The organism is Rheinheimera maricola (assembly GCF_016918075.2).
GTDB lineage: Bacteria > Pseudomonadota > Gammaproteobacteria > Enterobacterales > Alteromonadaceae > Alishewanella > Alishewanella maricola_A.
Window position 1 is genome coordinate 175760 of sequence record NZ_JAERPS020000005.1, and the last position, 21942, is coordinate 197701.

21 protein-coding genes and 4 tRNA genes are annotated in these 21942 nt (G+C 49.6%); 6 read left to right on the plus strand and 19 right to left on the minus strand.

Going from position 1 to position 21942, the window contains the following annotated elements:
* Positions 1-16: 16 nt before the first annotated feature.
* The 5 genes from I4W93_RS14255 to I4W93_RS14275 are packed head-to-tail and all read right to left on the minus strand — an operon-like array spanning position 17 to position 4948.
* The gene (locus I4W93_RS14255) at positions 17-916 is read right to left on the minus strand and encodes an FAD:protein FMN transferase (RefSeq protein ID WP_205313599.1); all 900 of its coding nucleotides are present in this window, start codon (positions 914-916) and stop codon (positions 17-19) included.
* Between the two features lie 23 nt (positions 917-939).
* A complete protein-coding gene (locus I4W93_RS14260; RefSeq protein WP_205313600.1) occupies positions 940-2229 on the minus strand; it encodes a DUF3570 domain-containing protein in 1290 nt (429 codons plus the stop codon).
* Complete coding sequence (locus tag I4W93_RS14265) at positions 2220-2453, minus strand: DUF4266 domain-containing protein (RefSeq protein WP_224673463.1); 234 nt, start codon at positions 2451-2453, stop codon at positions 2220-2222. The genes I4W93_RS14260 and I4W93_RS14265 overlap by 10 nt, the downstream gene beginning before the upstream one ends.
* Before the next feature lies 1 nt (position 2454).
* Entirely contained in the window at positions 2455-2925 is a 471-nt protein-coding gene (locus I4W93_RS14270; RefSeq protein ID WP_205313601.1) for a TlpA disulfide reductase family protein, read from the minus strand.
* A gap of 58 nt (positions 2926-2983) precedes the next feature.
* Positions 2984-4948, minus strand: a complete 1965-nt coding sequence (locus tag I4W93_RS14275; protein WP_224673464.1) for an LTA synthase family protein — start codon at positions 4946-4948, stop codon at positions 2984-2986.
* Between the two features lie 143 nt (positions 4949-5091).
* Here I4W93_RS14275 and I4W93_RS14280 point away from each other — a divergent pair, with 143 nt between their 5' ends.
* The 5 genes from I4W93_RS14280 (at position 5092) to I4W93_RS14300 (ending at position 10379) form a co-directional block, all read left to right on the plus strand.
* Positions 5092-5787, plus strand: a complete 696-nt coding sequence (locus I4W93_RS14280; protein ID WP_205313602.1) for a phosphatase PAP2 family protein — start codon at positions 5092-5094, stop codon at positions 5785-5787.
* Between the two features lie 74 nt (positions 5788-5861).
* Complete coding sequence (locus tag I4W93_RS14285; protein ID WP_205313603.1) at positions 5862-7514, plus strand: phosphoethanolamine transferase; 1653 nt, start codon at positions 5862-5864, stop codon at positions 7512-7514.
* Positions 7515-7528: 14 nt separating this feature from the next.
* On the plus strand, positions 7529-8197 hold the full coding sequence (locus I4W93_RS14290) for a response regulator (protein WP_205313604.1): 669 nt from the start codon (positions 7529-7531) through the stop codon (positions 8195-8197).
* Complete coding sequence (locus I4W93_RS14295) at positions 8187-9593, plus strand: ATP-binding protein (protein WP_205313605.1); 1407 nt, start codon at positions 8187-8189, stop codon at positions 9591-9593. Before I4W93_RS14290 ends, I4W93_RS14295 begins: the two co-directional genes overlap by 11 nt.
* A gap of 75 nt (positions 9594-9668) precedes the next feature.
* Positions 9669-10379, plus strand: a complete 711-nt coding sequence (locus tag I4W93_RS14300) for a substrate-binding periplasmic protein (protein WP_205313606.1) — start codon at positions 9669-9671, stop codon at positions 10377-10379.
* Between the two features lie 209 nt (positions 10380-10588).
* Here the strand turns inward: I4W93_RS14300 and I4W93_RS14305 are convergent.
* The 6 genes from I4W93_RS14305 to dnaQ form a co-directional block, all read right to left on the minus strand.
* Positions 10589-10665, minus strand: a tRNA-Asp gene (locus tag I4W93_RS14305).
* Between the two features lie 55 nt (positions 10666-10720).
* A tRNA-Asp gene (locus I4W93_RS14310) sits at positions 10721-10797 on the minus strand.
* Positions 10798-10823: 26 nt separating this feature from the next.
* Positions 10824-10900, minus strand: a tRNA-Asp gene (locus I4W93_RS14315).
* A gap of 17 nt (positions 10901-10917) precedes the next feature.
* Positions 10918-10994: transfer RNA gene (locus I4W93_RS14320), tRNA-Asp, on the minus strand.
* A gap of 108 nt (positions 10995-11102) precedes the next feature.
* Positions 11103-12557 carry a TIGR03503 family protein gene (locus tag I4W93_RS14325; RefSeq protein ID WP_205312252.1) on the minus strand — a complete coding sequence of 485 codons (1455 nt, stop codon included), beginning with the start codon at positions 12555-12557 and terminating at the stop codon, positions 11103-11105.
* Entirely contained in the window at positions 12545-13246 is a 702-nt protein-coding gene (dnaQ, locus tag I4W93_RS14330; RefSeq protein ID WP_205312253.1) for a DNA polymerase III subunit epsilon, read from the minus strand. Before dnaQ ends, I4W93_RS14325 begins: the two co-directional genes overlap by 13 nt.
* 65 nt (positions 13247-13311) lie before the next feature.
* On the opposite strand from dnaQ, the gene rnhA reads away from it, so the two are divergent.
* The gene (gene rnhA / locus I4W93_RS14335) at positions 13312-13788 is read left to right on the plus strand and encodes a ribonuclease HI (RefSeq protein ID WP_205312254.1); all 477 of its coding nucleotides are present in this window, start codon (positions 13312-13314) and stop codon (positions 13786-13788) included.
* 194 nt (positions 13789-13982) lie between these two features.
* Here the strand turns inward: rnhA and I4W93_RS14340 are convergent, their stop codons facing one another.
* The 8 genes from I4W93_RS14340 to I4W93_RS14375 form a co-directional block, all read right to left on the minus strand.
* On the minus strand, positions 13983-14564 hold the full coding sequence (locus I4W93_RS14340; protein ID WP_205312255.1) for a glutathione peroxidase: 582 nt from the start codon (positions 14562-14564) through the stop codon (positions 13983-13985).
* A gap of 86 nt (positions 14565-14650) precedes the next feature.
* Positions 14651-16699: a TonB-dependent receptor gene (locus I4W93_RS14345; RefSeq protein ID WP_224673465.1), complete on the minus strand. Its 2049-nt coding sequence runs from the start codon at positions 16697-16699 to the stop codon at positions 14651-14653.
* A gap of 9 nt (positions 16700-16708) precedes the next feature.
* Entirely contained in the window at positions 16709-17215 is a 507-nt protein-coding gene (locus tag I4W93_RS14350; protein ID WP_205312256.1) for a hypothetical protein, read from the minus strand.
* Positions 17212-18285, minus strand: a complete 1074-nt coding sequence (locus I4W93_RS14355) for a tetratricopeptide repeat protein (protein WP_205312257.1) — start codon at positions 18283-18285, stop codon at positions 17212-17214. The genes I4W93_RS14350 and I4W93_RS14355 overlap by 4 nt, the downstream gene beginning before the upstream one ends.
* A 52-nt stretch (positions 18286-18337) precedes the next feature.
* A complete protein-coding gene (locus I4W93_RS14360) occupies positions 18338-18826 on the minus strand; it encodes an Ig-like domain-containing protein (RefSeq protein WP_224673466.1) in 489 nt (162 codons plus the stop codon).
* Between the two features lie 10 nt (positions 18827-18836).
* Positions 18837-20420 carry a DUF4331 domain-containing protein gene (locus I4W93_RS14365; RefSeq protein ID WP_205312258.1) on the minus strand — a complete coding sequence of 528 codons (1584 nt, stop codon included), beginning with the start codon at positions 20418-20420 and terminating at the stop codon, positions 18837-18839.
* A 135-nt stretch (positions 20421-20555) separates the two neighbouring features.
* Positions 20556-21236, minus strand: coding sequence for an anti-sigma factor (locus I4W93_RS14370; RefSeq protein WP_205312259.1), 681 nt, complete (start codon positions 21234-21236; stop codon positions 20556-20558).
* Positions 21233-21787 (minus strand): sigma-70 family RNA polymerase sigma factor, encoded by a 555-nt coding sequence (locus I4W93_RS14375; protein WP_205312260.1) that lies wholly within the window; start codon positions 21785-21787, stop codon positions 21233-21235. The genes I4W93_RS14370 and I4W93_RS14375 overlap by 4 nt, the downstream gene beginning before the upstream one ends.
* Positions 21788-21942: the final 155 nt, after the last annotated feature.

Sequence of the window (21942 nt, forward strand, 5' to 3'; positions counted from 1 at the left end):
GCTACTATACCGGCCACTACTTTACCAACCAGTATTTAAGCCCTTGTGCCTGCAAAAACGCCTCCGCGTCTGCACCCTGCAATAGAGCAGTAGTAGCCAGCATGCCGGCGAGCAGGCAATTGGGTGCTGCAACCGTTACTGAGCGTGGTGCATTACTGATCGGCCAGCCAGTTTTCGGGTTAAGGATATGGCTGTAGCGTACGCCGTCTTTTAAGATAAAGCGGCGGCTGTCACCACTGGTGGCTAAAGCGCCGCTGCTTAACCCTACCGCAGATATGGCTTGGTCGGCCAGCGTTGGGTTTTCAATGCCAATGCGCCACAAGCTGCCATCGTCCCGCGGCCGGTTACATGCCATATCACCGCCAAAATTAACCACCAGGCTTGGCGCTTGTTGCGCCGCGAACTGTTGCTGCAACAGCTGCAGCACTTTGTCCACCGCGTATTCTTTGGCAATGCCGCCTAAATCTAACTCCATGCCAGCGGGTAAAAATAGCCGATTGTCATCCAGCTTAATGTTGTGCCAACCAACAAACGGCAGCACGGCATCAATTTGCTGCTGGCTGGCAATATTGGCCGAGCCATCAAACTGCCAGACTCGGCGTAAAATACCGCTACTAATATCAAACAAGCCGCTACTTAGCGTAAAACAGCTATTAGCAAACTGCAGCAGTGCAGCGGTTTCAGCATCAATGGCCTGCCAATGCCCTGCGTTCCAGTTAAGCAAACTTAATACGCTATCCGGGCGATAGCGGCTGTACTTTTGCTCTATGCGCTCAGCCTCAGCTGCAGCAAGCTCCGTCAACTGTTGGCATAGTGCAATGTCCTGAGCTTCCAGCAAGATTTCACAGGGGCTGGCCATTGCCCGAAACCGGCCAACCACACAGTTACTGCCCTGCTGAATACTAAGCACCGTCATATATTCTCCAATCTGAATAGCTATCAGAAAGAATAACTTACCTGTGCCATCACAGCGGTAACTTTTTCGTAAAGCTCTACTCCTGCCAGTACCCCAGGTGCTACCACACCATCATTTTCTGGCGTTTGCTGATACATGGCAATACGGAACGACAACTCATTGCCTGCTGCCAGCTTAGTACCAAACTTGGCGCCCAGCGTATAGGCGCTCATTTTGCCAATGCGATAGTCTGCGCTGGCAAACTGCGGTATCGGCTCATCCTGCTGTAAAAACGGTAGATAAAACTCTGCCGCACTTTGTTGGTAGTAACGAAACTGTGGTTCAACATACCATTGCTCGCCCATTGGCAGACGCCATTTCACATCTGCGGTGTGCGAGCTAAGCTCCCAGTCATCCCACATATAACGGTAAGAGGCATCCAAAAAGGTGCCGCTTAAATGCAGCTTGTTCTGCCAGAATAAGCTGTGTTTGGTACGTTTATCCGGCCGGCTTTCATAAAGGTTTTGTTGTACTACGCCATTACTGTTCACCACACTCACTAGCTTAAACGGGTCGGTCATATAGCCGTCGGCGACACTTAATGAGTAATTAAACTGCATTAACCAGTCACGGTTAATTACCTGTGTCAGGCCCAGCAGCACATCTAGCGTATCTTTAGTGTCATCGGCTCTGTCGCGGGTGGCAGCAAACGCTGCCTGATAACTGTCATCATCAGCAAAATCGCGACGCAACAGCATAGGTGCAAAGGCGCTGGCGATACCGCCTTCCGGTGAAATAGTGTCATGGCTATACGCCAACCCCAATGAAACCGTAGTGTTTTTCTGGTTAAAGTCCCGCGCCACGGAGCCGTTTAACCCCAGCGACAAGTAATCGTACTCTTTCGATACATGCCCGCCCCCACTAACACGCCAGTTTGGCGCCAGTGGCTGCTCCCAACTGGCATCTAACTGCACCCGGGTATCGTGAAAAGTATCGTCCAGTGGCGTGTCCCCAGCCGCAACATCATAACTACCGCGACCCGATGGCCGGGTGAAACTTTGCACATACGGCTGCGCCACAGCACCGGTGGCTGAGGCACCCGTTAATGCATCAACAACTAACCCCAGGTTAAGAAATTTATCATCACCAAAATCACCTCGGGCAGTAAATACGCCTTCGGCAGCGCTAACGCGGTCCGTTTCGTTATACAACAAAATAGCACTGTTGAATTGCCAGTCATCTAATACCGTACCCGCCTGCGCTTGCTGCCCTAATAACGCACAACTGGCTGCAGCCAGCGCGGCACTGATATTTACCAGTTGTTTTAATTGCATCCGCAACCTCCACCGGCAAAGCTACGGCCACCGCTGCTGCCTTCTTTGCTGAAGTAAATATGGTCATCCAGCCGGTTATCCAGCGGTGCATTGTTTAATGCCATCTCATCCTTTGCCAGCATGTCGCGCTCCCACGGTTTAACACCCAGGCTGCTGCAAGCACTTAGCTGAGCAAACATAAGCACCAGTAAAGTGCCGCTTAGTATTTTTGTCGGTTTCATCATACTACTCCTCTGCCAATAACTGGCGGATCTGTGTTTCATAGCCGGCGATATCAGCTTGTTTAAAGCCAATATGGCGATAACGAATTTGGCCTTTTTTATCAATCAGAAAACTGCTTGGCATGCCCATCAGTTGATACTGCTCAGCGAGTGCACCGGCATGGTCGTACAGAATGGAAAAGTCTGCCGGCACTTGCTGTAAAAACCGCGCGGCCTCGCTGCGGTCTGTGTCCTCATTCACCGCCAGTACCAGCAAGCCCTCGGCGCCAAAACGTTGCTGCATCGCATTTAGCCAGGGAAAAGACTTACGGCATGGCGCACACCAGGATGCCCAAAAATCGACCAGCACGACCTTGCCTGTTAGCTGCTGCATACTGCTAACCGGGCTGCCTTCCAGCTCGTTAAGTTCAACTGCCGCGACACTGCTGCCAAGCAGATAAGCCAATAGCGCTGCGGTTATAAATCTGAATTGCATACTGCCTCCATACGTTGATGTTCAGGCTAACCGGCAATACTTAAGCGAACCTTAAGCGTTAAGGCACTTGACTGGCTAAATGGTATTGTTGCTGGCGATACAAATAGGACGGCAACAACACTTGCGCCAGTACACGCTCAATCTGTGCTGCGGTGGGTGCCTGCGTATGCAGCTGCAACTGTTTATGCTCTGGGTTGTATTGGCCACTGACAGCTGGTTGCCCCGGACGTAAAATGGTGACCTGCTCTTCCTCCATCAAAGCAAAATATTGATCAAACTGCATTAGCGCACGCCCCGGGCTGGTATCGTCCACGCTAAAATCACGCCCAATCAAAGGTGTACGGCTGCTAATGCCCATCAGTGACAGCAACGTCGGCGCTAAATCAATCTGACTGGCAACCGGCTTAATCTGCTTTGGTGTCAGGTCGGCGCCAAGGATCAGCGCCGGGATATGGAACTTCTCAACCGGCACCAGGTTGTTGCCGTACACCCGGTTGTCATGATCGGCCACGACAAGGAACAACGTATCCTGCCAATAAGGCTGTTGGCGGGCATGTGCAATAAACTTACCCAGCGCATAGTCGGCATATTTTACCGCGTTATTCATCGTGGCTTTGGGTTGCTCGTGCAAGCTGATGCGACCATCCGGAAATTCAAACGGCGTATGATTAGACGAGGTAAAAACCAGGCTGAAAAACGGCTTTTGTTGCTGGTGCATATCATCAAAATGCTGTGCAGCTGCAGTAAATAAATCCTCATCACTGGCGCCCCAACTGCCAACAAACACCGGCTTTGTCATATGCTGCTGATCAATAATCTGATTAATGCCATTGCCGGTAAAAAAGCTGCGCATATTGTCAAAATGCGCCTCACCACCGTAAATAAAACTGGTGTTGTATCCCAGCGGCGTGAGCGTGCTACCCAGAGTATAAAAATTGTGTTGCGACAAGGATAGCTTAACCGTGCTTTGCGCTGGCGTTGGCATGAAGCCGGATACCACAGCCTCAATACCCCGCACCGAACGGGTGCCGGTGGCGTACATTTGCTCAAACCACCAGCCATCATGTTTTAGCTGTTCCAGCTGTGGTGTTACTGGCACACCGCCGAGTGACTCAACAAAGGTAGCGCCCAGACTTTCCTGCAAAATAATGACCAGATTAAGCGGCTTGTCACGTTGCACACTGGCCTGGTGATAATGCAGCGTTGGTAAGTTAGCATCATTAAAGCGCTGGCGTTTTAACCAGGGCCAGTCCAGCGCCAGCTGCAGCATTTCTTCATCGGGCAGCTTGCCGTAAATTTCGCCGGAGTGTGCCTCGTGCTTCATATTGTAAACTGCATACAACACTGAGTATGGCGAGTTAATAATTAACGAGTTGACCAGCGCATCGCTGGTAATAGCAAACATCGCCGGATTAGCCGGCCGGTGCTCTGTGGTGGAACGCACCGCTGCAAATACCAATAGCACTGCCAGCGGCCAGGTTAACCACAAGTTTTTGCCGGAATAAGGCTGTGAGGCTGCCGTAACCCGACTAAACACCCGGTGTAAACCCCATAGCAGCAAGGCGGTAATCGCAACACCACCAAGCAACATGGCACGATAGCCCTGCCACAAAGTACTGAACACTTCTTTGGGGTATTTTAAGTATTCAACATAAAGCCGGTTCGGCCTTATATCGTATTGCAAAATAAACTGTGGTGTTGATACCTCAATAAAGATAACCAGACACAGCCCAAGCAGCACCCAGCTATGGCTAAAACGGCGCCACAAGGGAAAGCGCTTTTTACCTGCCAGCAGTGGCGCCAGCAGCAACGGCATAATTAACCATAAACCGCTAAAAATCAGATCGGCCCTGACACCCTGCAACAGCATAGTGCCGATGTCACCGGCAGCGCTGACACGGTCAAATTGCCAAATAAACAGACCTATCCGGCTGGCAGATAACAACACCAGCATGAGCAGCAGCATCACGACATATGGCAGATAAGGGCCGAAAAAACGGACAATAGGAGTGCTTATTTGCATGCAACTTTAACCTCTCAACGTTTTTTGCATGCTAAAAGTGCAAGCTTAAGCAAATCTTAAGCAGCATTAATTAGGCTTTAGTTAACACCTTTACCGGAGCGTCAAATGAACGTCTGTATAAAACAAGAAAACGGTACCTTGTTATGTTGATGTACCGTTTTTTATTCAGCAAAACATTTTGTCGCCTGCTTGTGGCGTATCTGGCATCAATGCTGTTATTTGATCTGGCTGGTGCCGATATATGGCTGGCGTCCAAATTTTATCAGCTTGAAGGATATCAATGGGCATTGAGAGATTACTGGCTAACCGAGGACGTATTGCACAAGGGCGCGCGCAAATTAAACTACATGTTTGCACTGGCGGCATTACTGACTACGTTTTATTACCATTGGCTGGATAAAACCCAGCCTAAACTGCGCAAAGCTTATCTGGCCCTGACAATATCACTCTTAACCGCGTTTGTGCTGGTGGCCTATCTCAAAGCCATTACCAATATTGCCTGCCCCTGGAGCCTGGCACTTTTTGGTGGCACAGAGCCGTACATTCATCTGTTGCAAGCGCGACCTTCGTATCTGCCATACAGCCAGTGTTTTCCGGCCGGACATGCCAGTGTTGGCTATGCCTGGGTTGCGCTGTATTACTTTTTCAAGCACACCAGGCCACAGTATCGCTTTGTCGGTTTAACCGCCGGCTTAACCGGCGGCTTAATCCTGGGTATTACCCAACAACTGCGCGGCGCTCATTTTATGTCACACGACATAACGACACTGTTTATCTGCGTTTGCTGTGCAAAGCTGTGTTTTTTGGTGTTTTGCCCCCCGGTAAGATCGGCTATTTAATGACATTTTTTAAGATGGGCTTAAGACTAACGCAACACACTTGGGGGCAACCTTAGTTAATTTGAGCATTCTCCATGCAGGCAATCACTGAAGTATCCCCGGCGCAGCAAACATCATGGCATACCTGGCAGCTGCGGCCCTGGCAGCTGACATTGTTAACCGCGGTGGTGCTGTCTGTGGGGTACAATCAGGCGTTTTATAACAGCCTGACAGCTATCGCGAATGCACAAATCAGTATCCGTCTCACTGCCTTGCTGCTGTTGCTGAATCTGTTTTTATGTCAGCTTGGTGGTACCAATAAGTGGCAAAAGCCCTGGCTGTTACTGCTTATCAGCATCAGTGCCGTCAGCCAGTATTTTATGCTCACTTATGGTGTGCTAATTGATAAAAGCATGCTAACTAACGCTGTGGAAACTGATGTTGCTGAAGTGCGGGGCTTATTAAGCGGTAAAATGTTGCCGTACTTTTTATTTCAGCTGCTACTGCCCGCGACGCTGCTGTTTAATATACCGCTATCTGGCCAGCGATCTGGCATCAATGCCAGAAAAGTCACACCGCTGCTTTGGTACTTAGCCACCCTGTTTACTACTTTTATGCTGATTGTTGTGCTTATTGCAACGCAGTATCAAAGTTATGCCAGCGTATTTCGTCAGCATAGATACCTTAAGCACCAAACGTTGCCGCTCAGTGCACTGGTGGCATCTGCCGGTATGCTGGCGACAACAAAAGCAATGGCACAAAGCCATACTCCTTATGCCTCTGATGCGGTGCAACAATTATTTGCCGGCAGCAAACCCCGGCTAATCATTTTTGTGCTGGGTGAAACCGTACGGGCCGACCATTTAGGTATTAACGGTTACGAGCGAAATACCACACCGCAACTAGCACAACGTAAATTGATCAATTTTGGCGCCATCAGCGCCTGCGGCACCGCTACCGCAATCTCGGTACCCTGCTTGTTGAGTCATCTAACCAAAGATACCTATGATGAGGCTATTGCAAAAGGCTCAGACAACCTACTGGATGTGCTGCAGCGTGCGGGGGTAAATGTACTATGGCGCAACAATAATTCCGGCTGTAAAACCATGTGTGATCGGGTACCGCAAGATACCCCATTTGCGCTAGACAGCCCCTATCATTGTAACGATGGCGAATGCCCTGATCTTGCGCTGCTTGCAGGGCTGAAACAACGTATTTTGCAGCAAGACAATGCAACATCTCAATTAATAGTGCTGCATCAACAAGGCAATCACGGCCCTGAATATTACAAACGCAGCCTTGAGCAATACAAGCTGTATTTGCCGGAGTGTCGCACGAATCTGTTGAATGAGTGCACTCAACAGCAGATTATTAACGCATATGACAACGCTATTGTTAGCACCGACTTACTGCTGGGCAGCAGCATAACGTTGTTAGAATCATTGAACGAGCACTACGACACCGCGTTAGTTTACGTATCAGACCACGGCGAGTCACTGGGTGAAAACGGCGTTTATTTGCATGGGTTACCTTATTGGATGGCCCCCGACGCGCAAACCAAAGTGCCAATGCTGTTCTGGCTGTCTGATAGCTTTAGCCACAATGCCAGGTTAAATATCAATTGCTTGCGACAAAATACCAAGCTTAGTCACGACAATGTTTTTGATACTATGCTATCGTTATTTGCCGTTAAAACAACGGCTCTCAGAGCGGAGCTGGATTTAGTCTCTGGCTGTGTGAATAGCTAACCAAGAGCAACCTAATGCGAATTTTACTGGTAGAAGATGACGAATTACTGGCCCAAGGTATGGTTACCCGGCTAAAACGCATGGGGTATCAGCCGGAACACTGCACAACCGGTAAACAGGCATTACAAGCAGCACAGGACGACAGCTTTGGCTTGATGATCCTCGATTTAGGCTTGCCGGATGGCTTTGCGCTGGATTTAATCCGTCAATTACGCCAAGCCGGTGTGAGCATGCCGATACTGGTATTAACCGCCCAAAGTCAGCTTGATACTAAACTAACCGCCCTAAATGGTGGCGCGGATGACTATCTGGTAAAACCCATTGATGTGCTGGAACTAGAGGCCAGAATTCGGGTACTTAGTCGCCGCCAGCAGCAGCGCACAGATGACAGCCTGCAGTTGGCCGGTATTAGCTTAAACCTGCACAACCATCAGTGTCAGTTTCAACAGCAAGATGTAAACCTCACCCGGCGCGAATACCTGCTGCTAAAAGAGTTTATGCTAAAACCCGACCGGATTTTATCGCGCCAACAACTGGAAGAGCTTAGCTACGGCTGGGACGGTGATACCGAAAGCAACGCCATAGAAGTGCATATTCATAACCTACGTAAGAAGCTCTCCGCTGAGGTGATTAAAACCGTACGCGGTGTCGGTTATATGCTGGTAAGCCAACATGACCACTAACAGTATTAAGTTTTACCTGATGCTAGGCATTAACCTGTTGATGCTGGGTGCTTTGAGTTTAAATGCTTACATCGCTTACAACGATGCTCTGCACGAGCTGGACGAAATTTACGATGCTGAATTGGCCCGCAGCGCTAAGTTGATCAGCATACTGCTAAGCGATAGCCACATGATGAGCGCAAATGAGCAGCCGGTAGTAGTCGCGGTACCGCATATTACCGATATGGGCGAGTCGCTCAGTGCGCAACAAGAGCGTTTACTGGATGGCCATAAATATGAGGGCAAAATTGCCTTTCAGGCCCATCACGGCGACAAGCTAATTATGCTGTCTGAGAATGCCCAACAGTTTCCGACAGTCAAGCGTGAGTCCGGCTATCATGAAATCACCGAGCACGGTACCTTGTGGGTGACCTTTAGCTATTTTGTGCCAGAGCAAAACTTATGGGTATTTACCGCCCAGCGTGAAGATATCCGCGAAGAAATGGGCGCGCATATTGCTCAGGCACAGGTGCGGCCCATTCTGTTTATGATGCTGCCGCTTAGTCTGCTTATTTATCTGGTGATTAAACTGGTGCTCAGGCCGGTTAATTTATTGCAGCAACAAGTTGCCAATAAAACCCCCGAGCAACTGCACGAAATACAGCTTAAGCTGCCGGCAGAACTACAACCGGTGCAAAGTGCCATCAACAGTTTGCTGCAGCGCATCCGTAGTTATTTAGCGCAGGAAAAACGTTTCATCGCCGACGCCTCGCACGAGCTGCGTACACCGCTGAGTATATTACAATTGCATGCGCAAAATTTAAGCTCAGCCAAAGACGCCACCGAGGTGGCCGAAGCGGTAAATGCCATTACCGAGGGTAGTAAGCGCATGTCACATCTGGTCGATCAGCTGCTATCTATTGCTCGGCTAGATCACCTGCAACAGCTCAATTGCACCTTAATACCGCTAACGCCACTGCTGCACGAAAGTCTGTCACAGTTACCGCTAAAGTTATTGGACAAAGTACAGTGGCAACTGCAGTTAGACGATAGTTGTCAGCTGTATGGCGATAGCGCCTTGTTGCAAAGTGTACTGCGGAATGTGCTGGATAATGCAGCTAAATACTCAGTAGTCGACGGTATAGTGCTAGTAACATCGCACAGTAAAGCAGACATAACTACGATCTGTATTAGTAACAACGGCATAGTTAAACCCGACGCCAGCCGGCTGGGCGACCGATTTTACCGCCACCCTCGACACCAAAGTACGGAAGGTGCAGGCCTTGGTTTATCTATAGTTAACTATATTGTCAAACTGCATCACGGCAGTATTAATTTTACTGCGAACAACCAGCATGGCCTGGATGTTGCCATCCTACTGCCCGCGACTTTACAGCTTTCAACTCCGACCAGCTAGCTAATTGCCGTAGGTTAGCTTGCCCGGTCAGGTGTATACGTTAGTATGTGCAGGTACTGCTTCAAAAGGCGAGCTATGCGTATTTTATTGTTTGTTGTATTACTGGTTAGCTGCAGTGTCAGCATGGCTGACGAGATCCGACTGGGCGTACATAACTTTCCACCCTACATCACGGTTGACTCAGCCGGGCATTGCTCAGGCGAGGCCATTGAGATAACCCGCGATATACTGCAAAACGATACTATTAAAGTCAATACCGTATGTGCCACTGCAGCCAGGCTGTACAAAATGTTGCAAAGCGGTGAAGTTGACCTGACTATTAATATTAAGCACACCAAAGCCTTGCCTAACGATGTTAGCTTTGTCGAACCGCCGTATGCCCAATTAACACTGACTTTACTCACACATGGTGCAGCAATAGCACGGGAAAAACACTTAACAATCGCCGCCATCCGAGGTTTTGATTACCATGGTCAGCGGCATTTATTAAGTGAACAAGGCTATAGCTTTACCGACTTGCCAGACAGCCTTAGTGCAGTAGAACTGTTTGTAAAAGGTCGCAGCAGTGCGCTGCTAACATACGAAGGTCCATTTATTTACTATCTGCAACAACACAATCTACCATTTGCCAAACATTATCAGCGGCGCGTAATTGAGACTATTGATACGCACTATGTTATTTCGGCTGCATCAGCACATCAGGATTACATTCGTCAGACTTTACAGCACTATGCCACGATAAATACGCTTAGCTATTTTTCGCGTCAAGCTATCAGCACAGATTAACATCCTGAACTAGCAACCGTGGCTTTGCTGCAGAAAACAAAAAACCAGCATAATGCTGGCATACAGTGGCTTCGCTACCGGGACTCGAACCCGCGAACATTTTCAGCATGCAAGCTTTGGGCTTGTGGCGTGACAGGCCGGCTAAGCGCTTAACAGAGAGCAACCGACTGAACTACTGCTCGGTGCTGACAAAAAATAAGGAAGTAAAATGGCGGAGCGGACGGGACTCGAACCCGCGACCCCCGGCGTGACAGGCCGGTATTCTAACCGACTGAACTACCGCTCCGCGCTAGAGTGAGCTTACGCTCTTATGGCTTTTGCCTTACGGCAACTTACTGAAGTGGCGGAGCGGACGGGACTCGAACCCGCGACCCCCGGCGTGACAGGCCGGTATTCTAACCGACTGAACTACCGCTCCGGATCAGGAAGCTTTTTTCAATGTAGTGGCGGAGCGGACGGGACTCGAACCCGCGACCCCCGGCGTGACAGGCCGGTATTCTAACCGACTGAACTACCGCTCCGGTGTACATTGAAATATTGGCGGAGCGGACGGGACTCGAACCCGCGACCCCCGGCGTGACAGGCCGGTATTCTAACCGACTGAACTACCGCTCCGCACCAATTGCGCTGCAAGATTTCGTTTGGGTATCCTGCAGTGCGGCGGGAATGATACGGATTAGCCGATAGGCCGTCAACACCTTTTTTGCCGCTTTTGCCTAATCCTTAATCATCCGGCAGTGTTAGATCGAGAATGTCGTCCATATCGTTGTTTTTTTGCGCATTAGGCTTATTCTTATCTACAGAACCCGCTTTGACGTCTGCTTTATTTGTCGTAGCAGCACTAGCTGCCTGCTTTTTACGCCAGAACATCAATGCAGAAAATTCTCTATCGGTCATAACAAACCAGATAGCAAAAGCACCGCCAAACAGTATGACGATATTCGCGCCAATTACCAAGCCCCAGGGAAATTCGGGCTCTGGCTCAGCCTGCTCTGCTGCAATTTGTTGTTGAATTTGATCTGGCAGTTGCTCCAGCTCTGGCGCTTCTAATACCGGTCGATTAACCACAAAGCTAATTTCAGGTAATTCGAGCATAAACTCGCGACCATCGCGCATCCGGCCAAACGCCGAAACTTCTAATATATAACTACCATGGCCATGATTTAGCAGCTCAACCTCACGTGCTGCAGTACCCGGCTCGTTCAAAGCAAATTCACCAACATCACCATTTGGATAACGCACCCGGCCTTGCAGCAACACCGATGTTGCGTCTACTGACTCATCATTCACCCTGAACAACACCTGATGTGGCACTACTATCTTATTGGGTTCGTCATCTGCCACCGCCGGTGATGTACTGATATCTGCAACAATGGGCGCCGCTTTAAGTACAACCGGTGCCTGCTCTACTTCACGGGTATACAGCGGTGTTCTGACAATGTATTTGGGAGTCCATTGGCCAGCCACAAAACGCAATTGAAACTCCCCGGTAAACACCCCGTCTCGCGAGCGCTCATCAAAGCCTTTGCCGTCGTCGCGAAATTGCGCTACCTGCACCACACCACGGCCAAAATTATCATATTCAGCATTATTGGTGCTGACAAAAATCACCTCAAGCGCTAAAACTTCATTAAAGTCTTTGGCGGTAATCGGCTGGTCACCATTAGTTAGTCGGGCGGTAATTTTAACTGTCTCACCCACCATTAAATTGTCCGGTAACGCATCCACGTTCAGCTTTATGTCGGTTAATAACATAATACGGCTTTCCGGCAACAATCGGCCGATAGCCTGCCATGGCCCGGGCATAGGGTTTTTAATCTGAATTAAGTCGTAACTGCTGGCATCATGCCAGCGCACCTGCTGGGCCTCTGCGTTGTTAAAATGAATTTTGCTACCATCTGGCTTTACCAAAACCGCAGAGGCTGAACCACGCTTGCGAAATAAAAGCAGGGTAATCTCCTCTACGTTTTCATCGATACGAAAGCGATTGTCAAACAATGGGATTTGATTTTTGGTAGGTAAGTCGTTTAATAATTCAAAGCCATCATCAACGACTGGCGTCTGCGCATTGAGCTCACTGGTTTGTTGTTCCGGCATTGTGTTAGCTTGCTGCGCCAGCACACCAACACTGCACAGCAAACCTAAGCAAAGTGCACATGCCTTTATCAGTTTCGCCACAAGCAACTGCCTCCTTTTTTTTGTACCAAATCTAACCGCTCTTCATGGGCTGCCAGTTCAGCTTCGCCAGCCCGCAGTACCTTTAACCGCCCGCTACGTTGTATGGCAATAGGACCATTATTGCCATCGGCGCCGTCTTGCTCGTTGGCCAGATTTAAACTGACCTGGCCGCCGGTCATAAGCAAATACACATCCGCCAGAATTTCAGCATCCAGCAAAGCGCCGTGCAAGGTGCGATGGCTGTTATTAATATCATAACGTCGGCACAACGCATCGAGGTTATTCTTCTGGCCAGGATGCATTTCCCGCGCCATTGCCAGCGTATCGAGAATGGTGCAATAGTCTGCGACCGGCGGCAGTGGTGACGGCAACAGGCTAAATTCATGGTTGATAAAGCCAACGTCGAAGGCGGCGTTATGAATGACCAACTCAGCGCCCTGAATATAATTGTAAAAGTTCTGCGCTATCTGGCGAAATACCGGTTCATCTTTCAACCGCTCGTTGGTAATACCGTGCACGGCCACAGCCTCAGCGTCGATTATCCGTTGCGGGTTAATATACACATGAAAGTTGTTGCCGGTAAAACGCCGGTTTATTAGCTCTACACAGCCAATCTCAATGATGCGGTGACCGTCTCTGGGGTTAATACCGGTGGTTTCAGTGTCGAGAATAATTTGTCTTTTAGCCATGGCGGTTTCGTTTTTTACAGCATTTGAGTTAGATTATACGCCGTTTTGGTTTGAGGAAAGGCTTTATGCGCAAAACAGTTGCGATCTATACCGATGGCTCTTGCCTGGGTAACCCGGGGCCGGGTGGCTATGGCGCTGTGCTGATCTATAAACAGCATCGTAAGGAATTGAGCGGCGGCTATAAACTCACCACTAACAACCGCATGGAACTGCTGGCTGCCATCATGGCACTGGAAAGCTTAAAAGACAGCTGCGACGTAGACTTAACCACCGACAGCCAGTATGTGCGTTTAGGCATCATGCAGTGGCTGGCAGGTTGGAAGCGTAATAACTGGAAAACCAGCCAGAAGCAGCCGGTGAAAAATCAGGATCTATGGCAACGTCTGGATGCGGCAGCTGCAACACATAAAGTTGCGTGGCACTGGGTAAAAGGCCATGCCGGCCACCCGGAAAACGAGCGCTGCGATGTGTTGGCGCGCAGCGCAGCTGAAGCGAAACCCACTACTGTGGATACCGCGTTTGAACTGAGCCAAAAGGCATAACACAGACTCAGCATAAACCAGAGATTGAGATGTCGGGATACTCAACTGCAGTTTTAGATTCCCCGCCAACTGCTTGCGCTGCAACACTCGCTTTGGCTCATCACAGCAACTCGTTCGCGCTGCCGCGCTTACTCAGACACTCTGTGATGACCAAATCGAGGTTCCAGCCGCAGTTGACTAATTCAGCTAAGTGATTACTCCCCAGCTTTAACCGTGGCTTCTGCCGCATTTGCTGCCAGCATTTTTTCCAGCTCAGCAATAAAGGCTGTATCGTCCGGCGCGGTGCGGCTACCAAAATGTTTTACCGTTTGCTCATCACTACTTACCAGGTACTTGTTAAAATTCCAGCTGGGTGACTCGCCAGTTTTGGCAATCAGCGCTTTAAATACCGGGTTGGCTTCGTCGCCTTTTACTTTAGAGCTGGCAAACATCGGGAATTTTACGCCGTAGGTCAAGTAGCACACTTCTGCCGTTTTTTCGGCATCATCGTATTCCTGCATAAAGCTGTCTGACGGGAAGCCCAGAATAACCAGACCTTTATCCTGGTATTGCTGATACAGCGCTTCTAAACCCTCAAACTGCTTGGTAAAACCACACTTACTGGCCGTGTTAACCACCAGAATGGTTTTACCTTTGTAGCTGTCGCACAAGTTTACACTTTCACGGGTATTTAACTGCTGCATAGAATGGCCAAGAATTTCACCACACTGGTTAGCCATAGCGGGCATCGCGAACACACCCACAGCTAATACCGCTGCACTTAATAACGCTTTCATTCTTCTCTCCTGTAAGGGGCTGCAACTGCTGCAGTAACCATTTACGTAGCACAAGCTTAAACCGATCTGTTACCTAGCGATAGTATCTAAAACCGATAGGCCAGTTTCAATCTGGCGGTGCGCGGCTCGAGTGGATGAGAATGCCTGTCTTCAACACCCTCAGCAGGTTCGCCTGGCAAACGCGAGGCGTAAAAATAATCAATATCGCTGTTGTCGCTATCAAGAATATTTAACAGTTCTAGTGATAACCGCCAGCGTGGCCATTCATAACGATAACCCGCATTTAGCGTTGTTGTCGCTTTAGAGCGCTGCAGATTAAAACTGTCCAGAGTACGTTTGCCAAAATGACGCAATCGCATACTTAGCTGCCAAGGGCTATCAGCTTTGTAAATCAACCCCATACTCAGCACCATTGGCAGCGCGCCATCGACAAAGTTACCTTCATCTGCCGCCGGCTCAGTAAAGCGCGAACGCGTTAGCGCTAACTCGGTGTCCAGGCTCCAGTTGCTGTTCAACCAATAATAAGCAGCAAGCTCTACGCCATATCGCCTGGAAGCGCGGCTTGGCTCATTCGTTCCGGCATCGCCAACATAGAGTAGTTCTGAGTCCATTTGCAGATACCACAGTGCAACAGACACATTTAACGCGCTGTAATCAAAAAACCGCAGTCCAAGCTCAGCACCGTTAGTGCGCACCAACAGGTCGACTGGATCTACACTCTCACCGCTTTGTGGATCAATAACAGTGGTGGCGCCACGGGCGTCATTGGAGTGGAAACCCTGACCAGCATTTAAATAAGCTTGCCAGTTGGGCGCAAACTGATAACTCAAACCGCCTTTCAACGAGGCGATGCCGTCTGTAGCGCTACCTGAGTTAACCGGCGTATCACTTTGAATATCAACGTTGAAATAATCATAACGCAGTCCGAAATGCGCATTCCAGTTACTGTCTAGCTGCACAGTGCTCTGGCTATACAATGCGGCGGAGCCTTGTTGCACAATGTCTGACCGCACGGTACTCAGGCGCTGACGTTGCTGGGTGTTATACAGGCCCACTTCGTCAATGTCGTCGTAACGTAGTTGCACTCCAACAACATGTTCAACGGCAAACTCACCGAACTGATGATGCCAGTGATGGCTAAGCTCACCACCGTAAATCCAACGCTGGTCGACCTGTTCAAACTGATCGCCATTAACCGGATCGTTGAGAAAGTAAGTAAAGTTTGACCATAACTCCAGCTCAGATTGAATCGCATAAGCATGCCATTGCCAGGCATCACTGTACCAACTGGCAGAAACACTGTTGCGGCTACTTTCGCCACCGACACTGGTGTCAAGCGAACCAAAGGCATCGATCAGCCCCTGGCTTACCGCCCGTTGTGGAATTTGATCCGCTGCATTCCAGTTGTTATCGTATGCCATAAGCGTAACGGCAAACTGCCCGCTACCAAGCGGTTTACTATACCGCGCCAGCAGGTTCAGTTTATCAACATCTTCTGCGATATCAGTCCAGGGACCAGCATATTGCTGCAATTCTGCAGCCAGCAACACATCAGCCTTACCGTGTGTCGAGCTACCTTTGGCCAGTAGGCGTCGATAACTATCCTGCCCCACGGTGAGCTCGGCTTCATTACGGGTTCGATTCTGAATGCCAAATCGGGCAATACCGGCAGCAGAAAAGTCACCACTATTGGCATGGTATGCGCCTTTTTGATAATCAATCTGTGACACCAGCTCAGGGATTAGAAAACTTAAATCGGTATAGCCCTGACCATGGCCGTGGCTGCGCATATTTACCGGCATACCATCAATGTAGCTGGCAAAGTCGGTGCCATGGTCCAGATTAAAACCACGTAAAAAATACTGATTAGCTTTGCCACTACCACTATGCTGAGTTACGACCATGCCAGGGATAAACTCGAGGATTTCGCCGCTACGCAGCAACGGCCGGTCGGCTATTTCGGCATCACCTACCAGGCCTTCAGAGGCCGAGCTGGCCAACCCCAAGAGGTCGGTTTGCCGTCCTTTAACACTAATTTGCTCCAAAATATGAGCAGACAATGGATCTGCCAAGCTAATAGGTGCGGCAACCAACAGTAGCATGCCGCTAAAAACGTGTTGAAACTTGGCTTGCATGAATAACCCTTATTCGGCTTTATGTGATGGATACTGTGGACTTTTCGCTGTTAATACCGCGTTAGCTTTTAGCGGTGGCAGCTGCCAGGATAACAGCAGCTTATGGCTATGCTGGCTGTCGAATAATGCCTGATAGCTCAATTGCAAATCGGCGGAGTCGACACAGTTTGTCTGTATTGGCAACAGCAAAAACATATCCTGTAACAGCCGCTGCGCCAGCCAATCGGTGGCCGCAGTTTTAAGCTGGCAGGGTTCATTGCCACTTATCAACGTTAGTCGCTGTGTAATATAACCCTGCAACCGCGCCTCACTGTCCAGCACCTGTTGCCAGCTAACTTTATGGCTATTCGGCGCCTGAATAAGCCCTGCCAGGGCTAAGTCATGTATTGCCACTTTCCACAATAATGTAGGTTGGCCAGCCTGCTGGGTCACGTCCATGTAAGCGGTGCTAAATTTATGTGCCAACGCGGGCTTGATTAGCGCTGCAATGAGCAATAATGTGAAAATGTATTTCATTCGCTGCTCCCTAAAGATTGCTGCTGCGCCTGCTGGCTAAGTGTGAGCAGTCGCACGTCATCTGGTTCTTTGGCTCTTTGGTAATTCAATTCAGCCCAATGCACTGCAGCGGCCGGATCAGGGACGAAATGCAGAAAATAAAGCGCCAGATCGGCGGCATGGTCGGTGTCGCCACGCGCCAGGCGTAATTGCATTCTTTCACCAAGCTGCTTACCAAACTGGGCTGGTTTTGCCAGCTGTTGTTCCGCCATAGCAAGGCGCAGTAGCAAACTATCGGCGATATTCTGCCGTTGTGGTATCGCCGTAATGCTTTGATAGACAGCGTCAGCTTGCCCTAACAACAAACTTAAGTCGGCCCATTTTAGCCATAAACTTGTTGGCGCTTGCGCTAACACCGGGCTTAACCATTGCTGCGCCGTTTCAAATAACCCCAACTGTTCGGCTTGCTCGGCCAAAATACCGCGCAGCCAAATATCAATGGCCGGTGGCAGCGATGACTGCCGTTGCCACAACTGTTGCAACGCCACATAACTTTGCTGCCAATCACCGCGACGCCCTGCCACCTCATAACTGCACACCGAAAATAAAAATAAATCTTGTTGCCATATCCTGCTGCAAGCTTGTTGCGCGGGTTCAAGCTGGTGTAAGGCCAGATAGACTCTGGCAGCCATCAAACTGGCTTGAATATGACGCGGCTGCAAAGCAAACACCTGCTCAAGACTAAGCAGCGCCGCTGCAAACTGATGCTGCTGTTGCTGAACATCGGCTAATAACAGCCAGTACTCCAGGCCCTGGCGCGCGGCGTCATCAACATTGCGCAGCAATTGCTCGGCTTGATGAAACCAGTCGTCGTAACCCGGCTGGCGAGCACCGATTAAATAAAGCTGTGCCAACGGCAAGGTAGCAGTACTGTCGCGCTGATACATCAGAGCTTGCCGTAACTGCTGCATGTCAGCCGTTTCTGGCAACTCGGCTTGCAATATTATCTGCTGCCCAGCTGCCGGTTTAAATTCTGTGGCGTTGGCGCTACTAAGCCCAAGTGCCATAACAATACTGAAAAACCAGCGCATATTGTACCCAAAATAGTTTACGGAGCCAAAACTGGCTCCGCCATAGTGTGTATTACTGATCGGTAAGTAGATCAGCATAATCCGCTTCGTTTTGCGCATCTTGCGTAAAAATGCGCCCGTTTATCGGCAGGGCTTTCGTGTCTTCCGGCTGCAAAAACGCCGCACGTGAGTAACTTAAGAAAGACACGGTAGCAACTTCAACGCTAATATTTACCAGTCCTTGTGCAATGCGTTCACCGTCACTTACCTTTACGGTAAAGCTGTCACTACCGGTAAACTCGGCCGCCGGAGTATAGGTAAATACACCATCTGCAGCTAAGGTGACACTGCCGTTAGACGGTTGAGAGCCAAGCACAAAGACCAACATATCGTCATCAGCGTCTTGTGCGGCAACCCGATCCATAATGGCGACATCGGTTTCAGTAACAAAACTATTAGCGCCAATTTGCGGTGGGCTATTGAGCTTTTTGTCTGAATTACAGCCTGCCAGTACTGCTGCACACAGTAGCGAAAATGCTAAGGTATAGTGTTTCATTTTCATTCTGAACTCCTTAGTTAGGCGAGCCTGCCAACGGCGTAAGCAAATAAGGGAAGCTGGTGTTTAACATGTTGGCATTAAGCGGTGCACCATCGGTAAAGGGTACATTGCCTACAGGTGCGTCTTCCGGTGAACAATAACCCAGATTCGTTGGCGTTCCGGCTACAGGTATGTCATGGCACAATGCCCCCATAACAACACGAAGCGCGATATCTACTACATCATCGCCCGGGCGGCGACCATTAGGGAAACCGGCCAGGTCATCACCTGCTACACCAAAAGCCGACTGCATCTGCGCTGGTGTGGCAGGAATTGCAGTGTTTAACCGCAGCATTTCGGACGGGGTAACCGTCGCCAGTTGGTTAACACCGGCTACGCCGGTTAAAAACGCGTTAACCAGATCCATGCGCGGGAAATTAGACGGCGCTAAATCGGCAATGTTGGTGCCCAACGTCGTGTTAACCGCATCACGGAATAGAATATTTAACAACGCCGGTAAGCTAGGGTGAGTTACATAGTCGGCAAACTGGCCATCGTCAGCCGGTTGGCTGCTATTAAACGTGTCTTTGTCGGCCAAACCGATAATCAGCTCATTAACCAACGGGTTACTCAAACGCGACACTTGCACTAAAGCGCCACCGTTTACATCTGGGCGCGAAAAAGTAGCATTTGGATTTAAAACCCGCGCCTGAGGCAAGCTAGCTGTGGTCCAGGCGCCAATAACACCGTTGCCACTGCCAGTAACACAGTCTTTTGGTACCTCTATAGCAAACGTAGTGACATTTTTATCCACCAGATCATCATTACTGCTGCTCTGCGTAATGCCGCCAGGGAAGCCAGCACCATCGCCGGCGCCAGGCGTACTATCACCTTCGACGGGCACGTAATTCACTAAATCGAAGGTTTCACCTAAGTTAACCACGAACGGGTCTTTGCGCTGCCCGACAAAAATGCGCGCCATGCCATCACAACCTGGCAAGGCAACGTCATATACATACTGATCGGCATAAGCTTGATATGCGGCAGCACTGGTAAACGTCTTAGTGCCAACAAAATCGTAAGGCTTGGTAAATTGCATGGCGCCGCCAGGCGCGCTAAGCATAGTGCTGTTGGCACCAGAGTTAACTTCAACACTGTAGTTTTCGATGAAATTCAGTGCGCCAGAGTCTCCAGCACTAATACCACCAACATTTTTCAGCGGCACGGCAACCATTTTCTGATTACCAGCTGGCCCAATCGGTAACTTAACCCCAGCACCGTCATTGGCTAGCGTATTGCTGAAACGAAAGTTGAAGCTCATATTTGCCATCGCATCACCATCATTATCGATGTGAATGCTGTAAACCGCCGCAGGGTCCATTGCGAAATAGTTTGGACCACCATAAGCGTCCTGTAGCGGAATGTAATTGGCAATAACCGTCACGTAAGCGTCGCGGCCTGTTTCATAGCTGTTAAACAGGTAGAAATCAGTCGCGTCAACAGTAGGCGATTTAGTAATGCTTGGCGCTTCGCGGTGGCTTGATGCCTGGACATGACTAACCAATGACAAGGTGCTAATTGCCGCAGTTACGGCGAGAAAGGTTGCAGTGCGTTTCATGTTGGGTGTTCCCTATTAATTAATATTGCTACCTAGAAACGACACACTGGTATTATTGGATGCAGCTAGATGCACTGAAATGAAAAAAACATAAAAAAAAACCGCCGCAGCGGTTTTTTATTGTGTTAGATAGCCCTACAGCGTGACAATTTCAGCCGTAAATAATACCGGTCCACTAGGTGCTCCGGTTACAGAACCGCCTCGAGGCTCAAAACTTACCGCAAGTGCTGCAATAGCAATGCCCTGGGCTGCATCAGGCCAGCTAAGCAATTGCTCACCTTGCTGGGGCAATAAGCCTAATGAAATTGGTGCGGCACCGTTTTCAGGCAGCATCCATAATTCATAGTCATTAAGTTGCTCTTGGTTCACCGCCCCGGTTGCTTTTACCGTTAAAACACGCTCAGCCTTGCTCACCAACCACCAGGCTTTGGCATCGCTGGTCTGAATAACGGCAATATGCTGAGGCACCGGACTTAGCAATAGCGGGCGCAGCATTACTACGGCCAGCAATAGCGAGGCTGCGGTGGCTAATGCCAACCAATATCTGCCCGATTTAGCCACAGCTGCACTTGTGGCAACCGGCGCCAGCCAGCCCAAACGTTGCTGAATACGCTGCCAGACAGCCGAATTGGGCACCGTAACGGGCAAACTTTCTGCAAGCGGATTTAGATGCTGCTCCCAGCGCCAAACTGTTCGGCGAACTTCAGGGTTAGCCATCATTAAACGCTGAAAGCGTTTGCGTGCAGCACCTTTCATGGCGCCAAGAATAAAGTCGACGGCCAGGGCGTCGAGCAGATCCTGATCCTGATACTTCATGCTTCAAGACACCTTTTTAATTGCGTTAAACCACGGCGGATCCAACTTTTAACCGTTCCAAGCGCCGAGCCAGTATGTTCAGTGATCTCTTGATGGCTCAGTCCGTTAAAGTAAGCCAACTGAATGGATTGCCGGTGCTCTTCGCTCAAGCCCTGCATACAATCATCCAGTTTAACCCGTTCCCGGACCAAGCCTATCACCTCCCCCGGCTGCACCTCGTCTGAGCTTTGATCATTAGCAGCATCCGAGATATCCAAATGCTCGGCTTTTACCCGGCGAGATTTAAGTAAGTCCAGCGCACGATAGCGGGTAATACTGATCATCCAGCTCATTACGCTGCCTTTCTCAGCATGATAATCGGCCGCGTTGTGCCAAATTCGTACATAGGCATCCTGCAATACATCCTCTGCCCAATCGTTACGTCGCAGTAAATGCAAACTGACCGAGAACAACTTGCCCGACGTAGCCTGATACAACTGCTCAAATGCCTGCTTATTACCTTGCGCTGTAGCATATAGCCAATGCAGCAATTGTTGTTGTGATTGTTCCATTTACGCCCCTGATAAGTATGCTGTTGTTTACAGATACGACGTACTACCTGAATTAGATGCAGCCAACACAGTAGTTATTGCAAAATTCACGTGTGTTTTTTTGCCTATCCGCTATCATCCGCTTCCATTTTCTGCTGGCTCTCGTATGCTTAGCC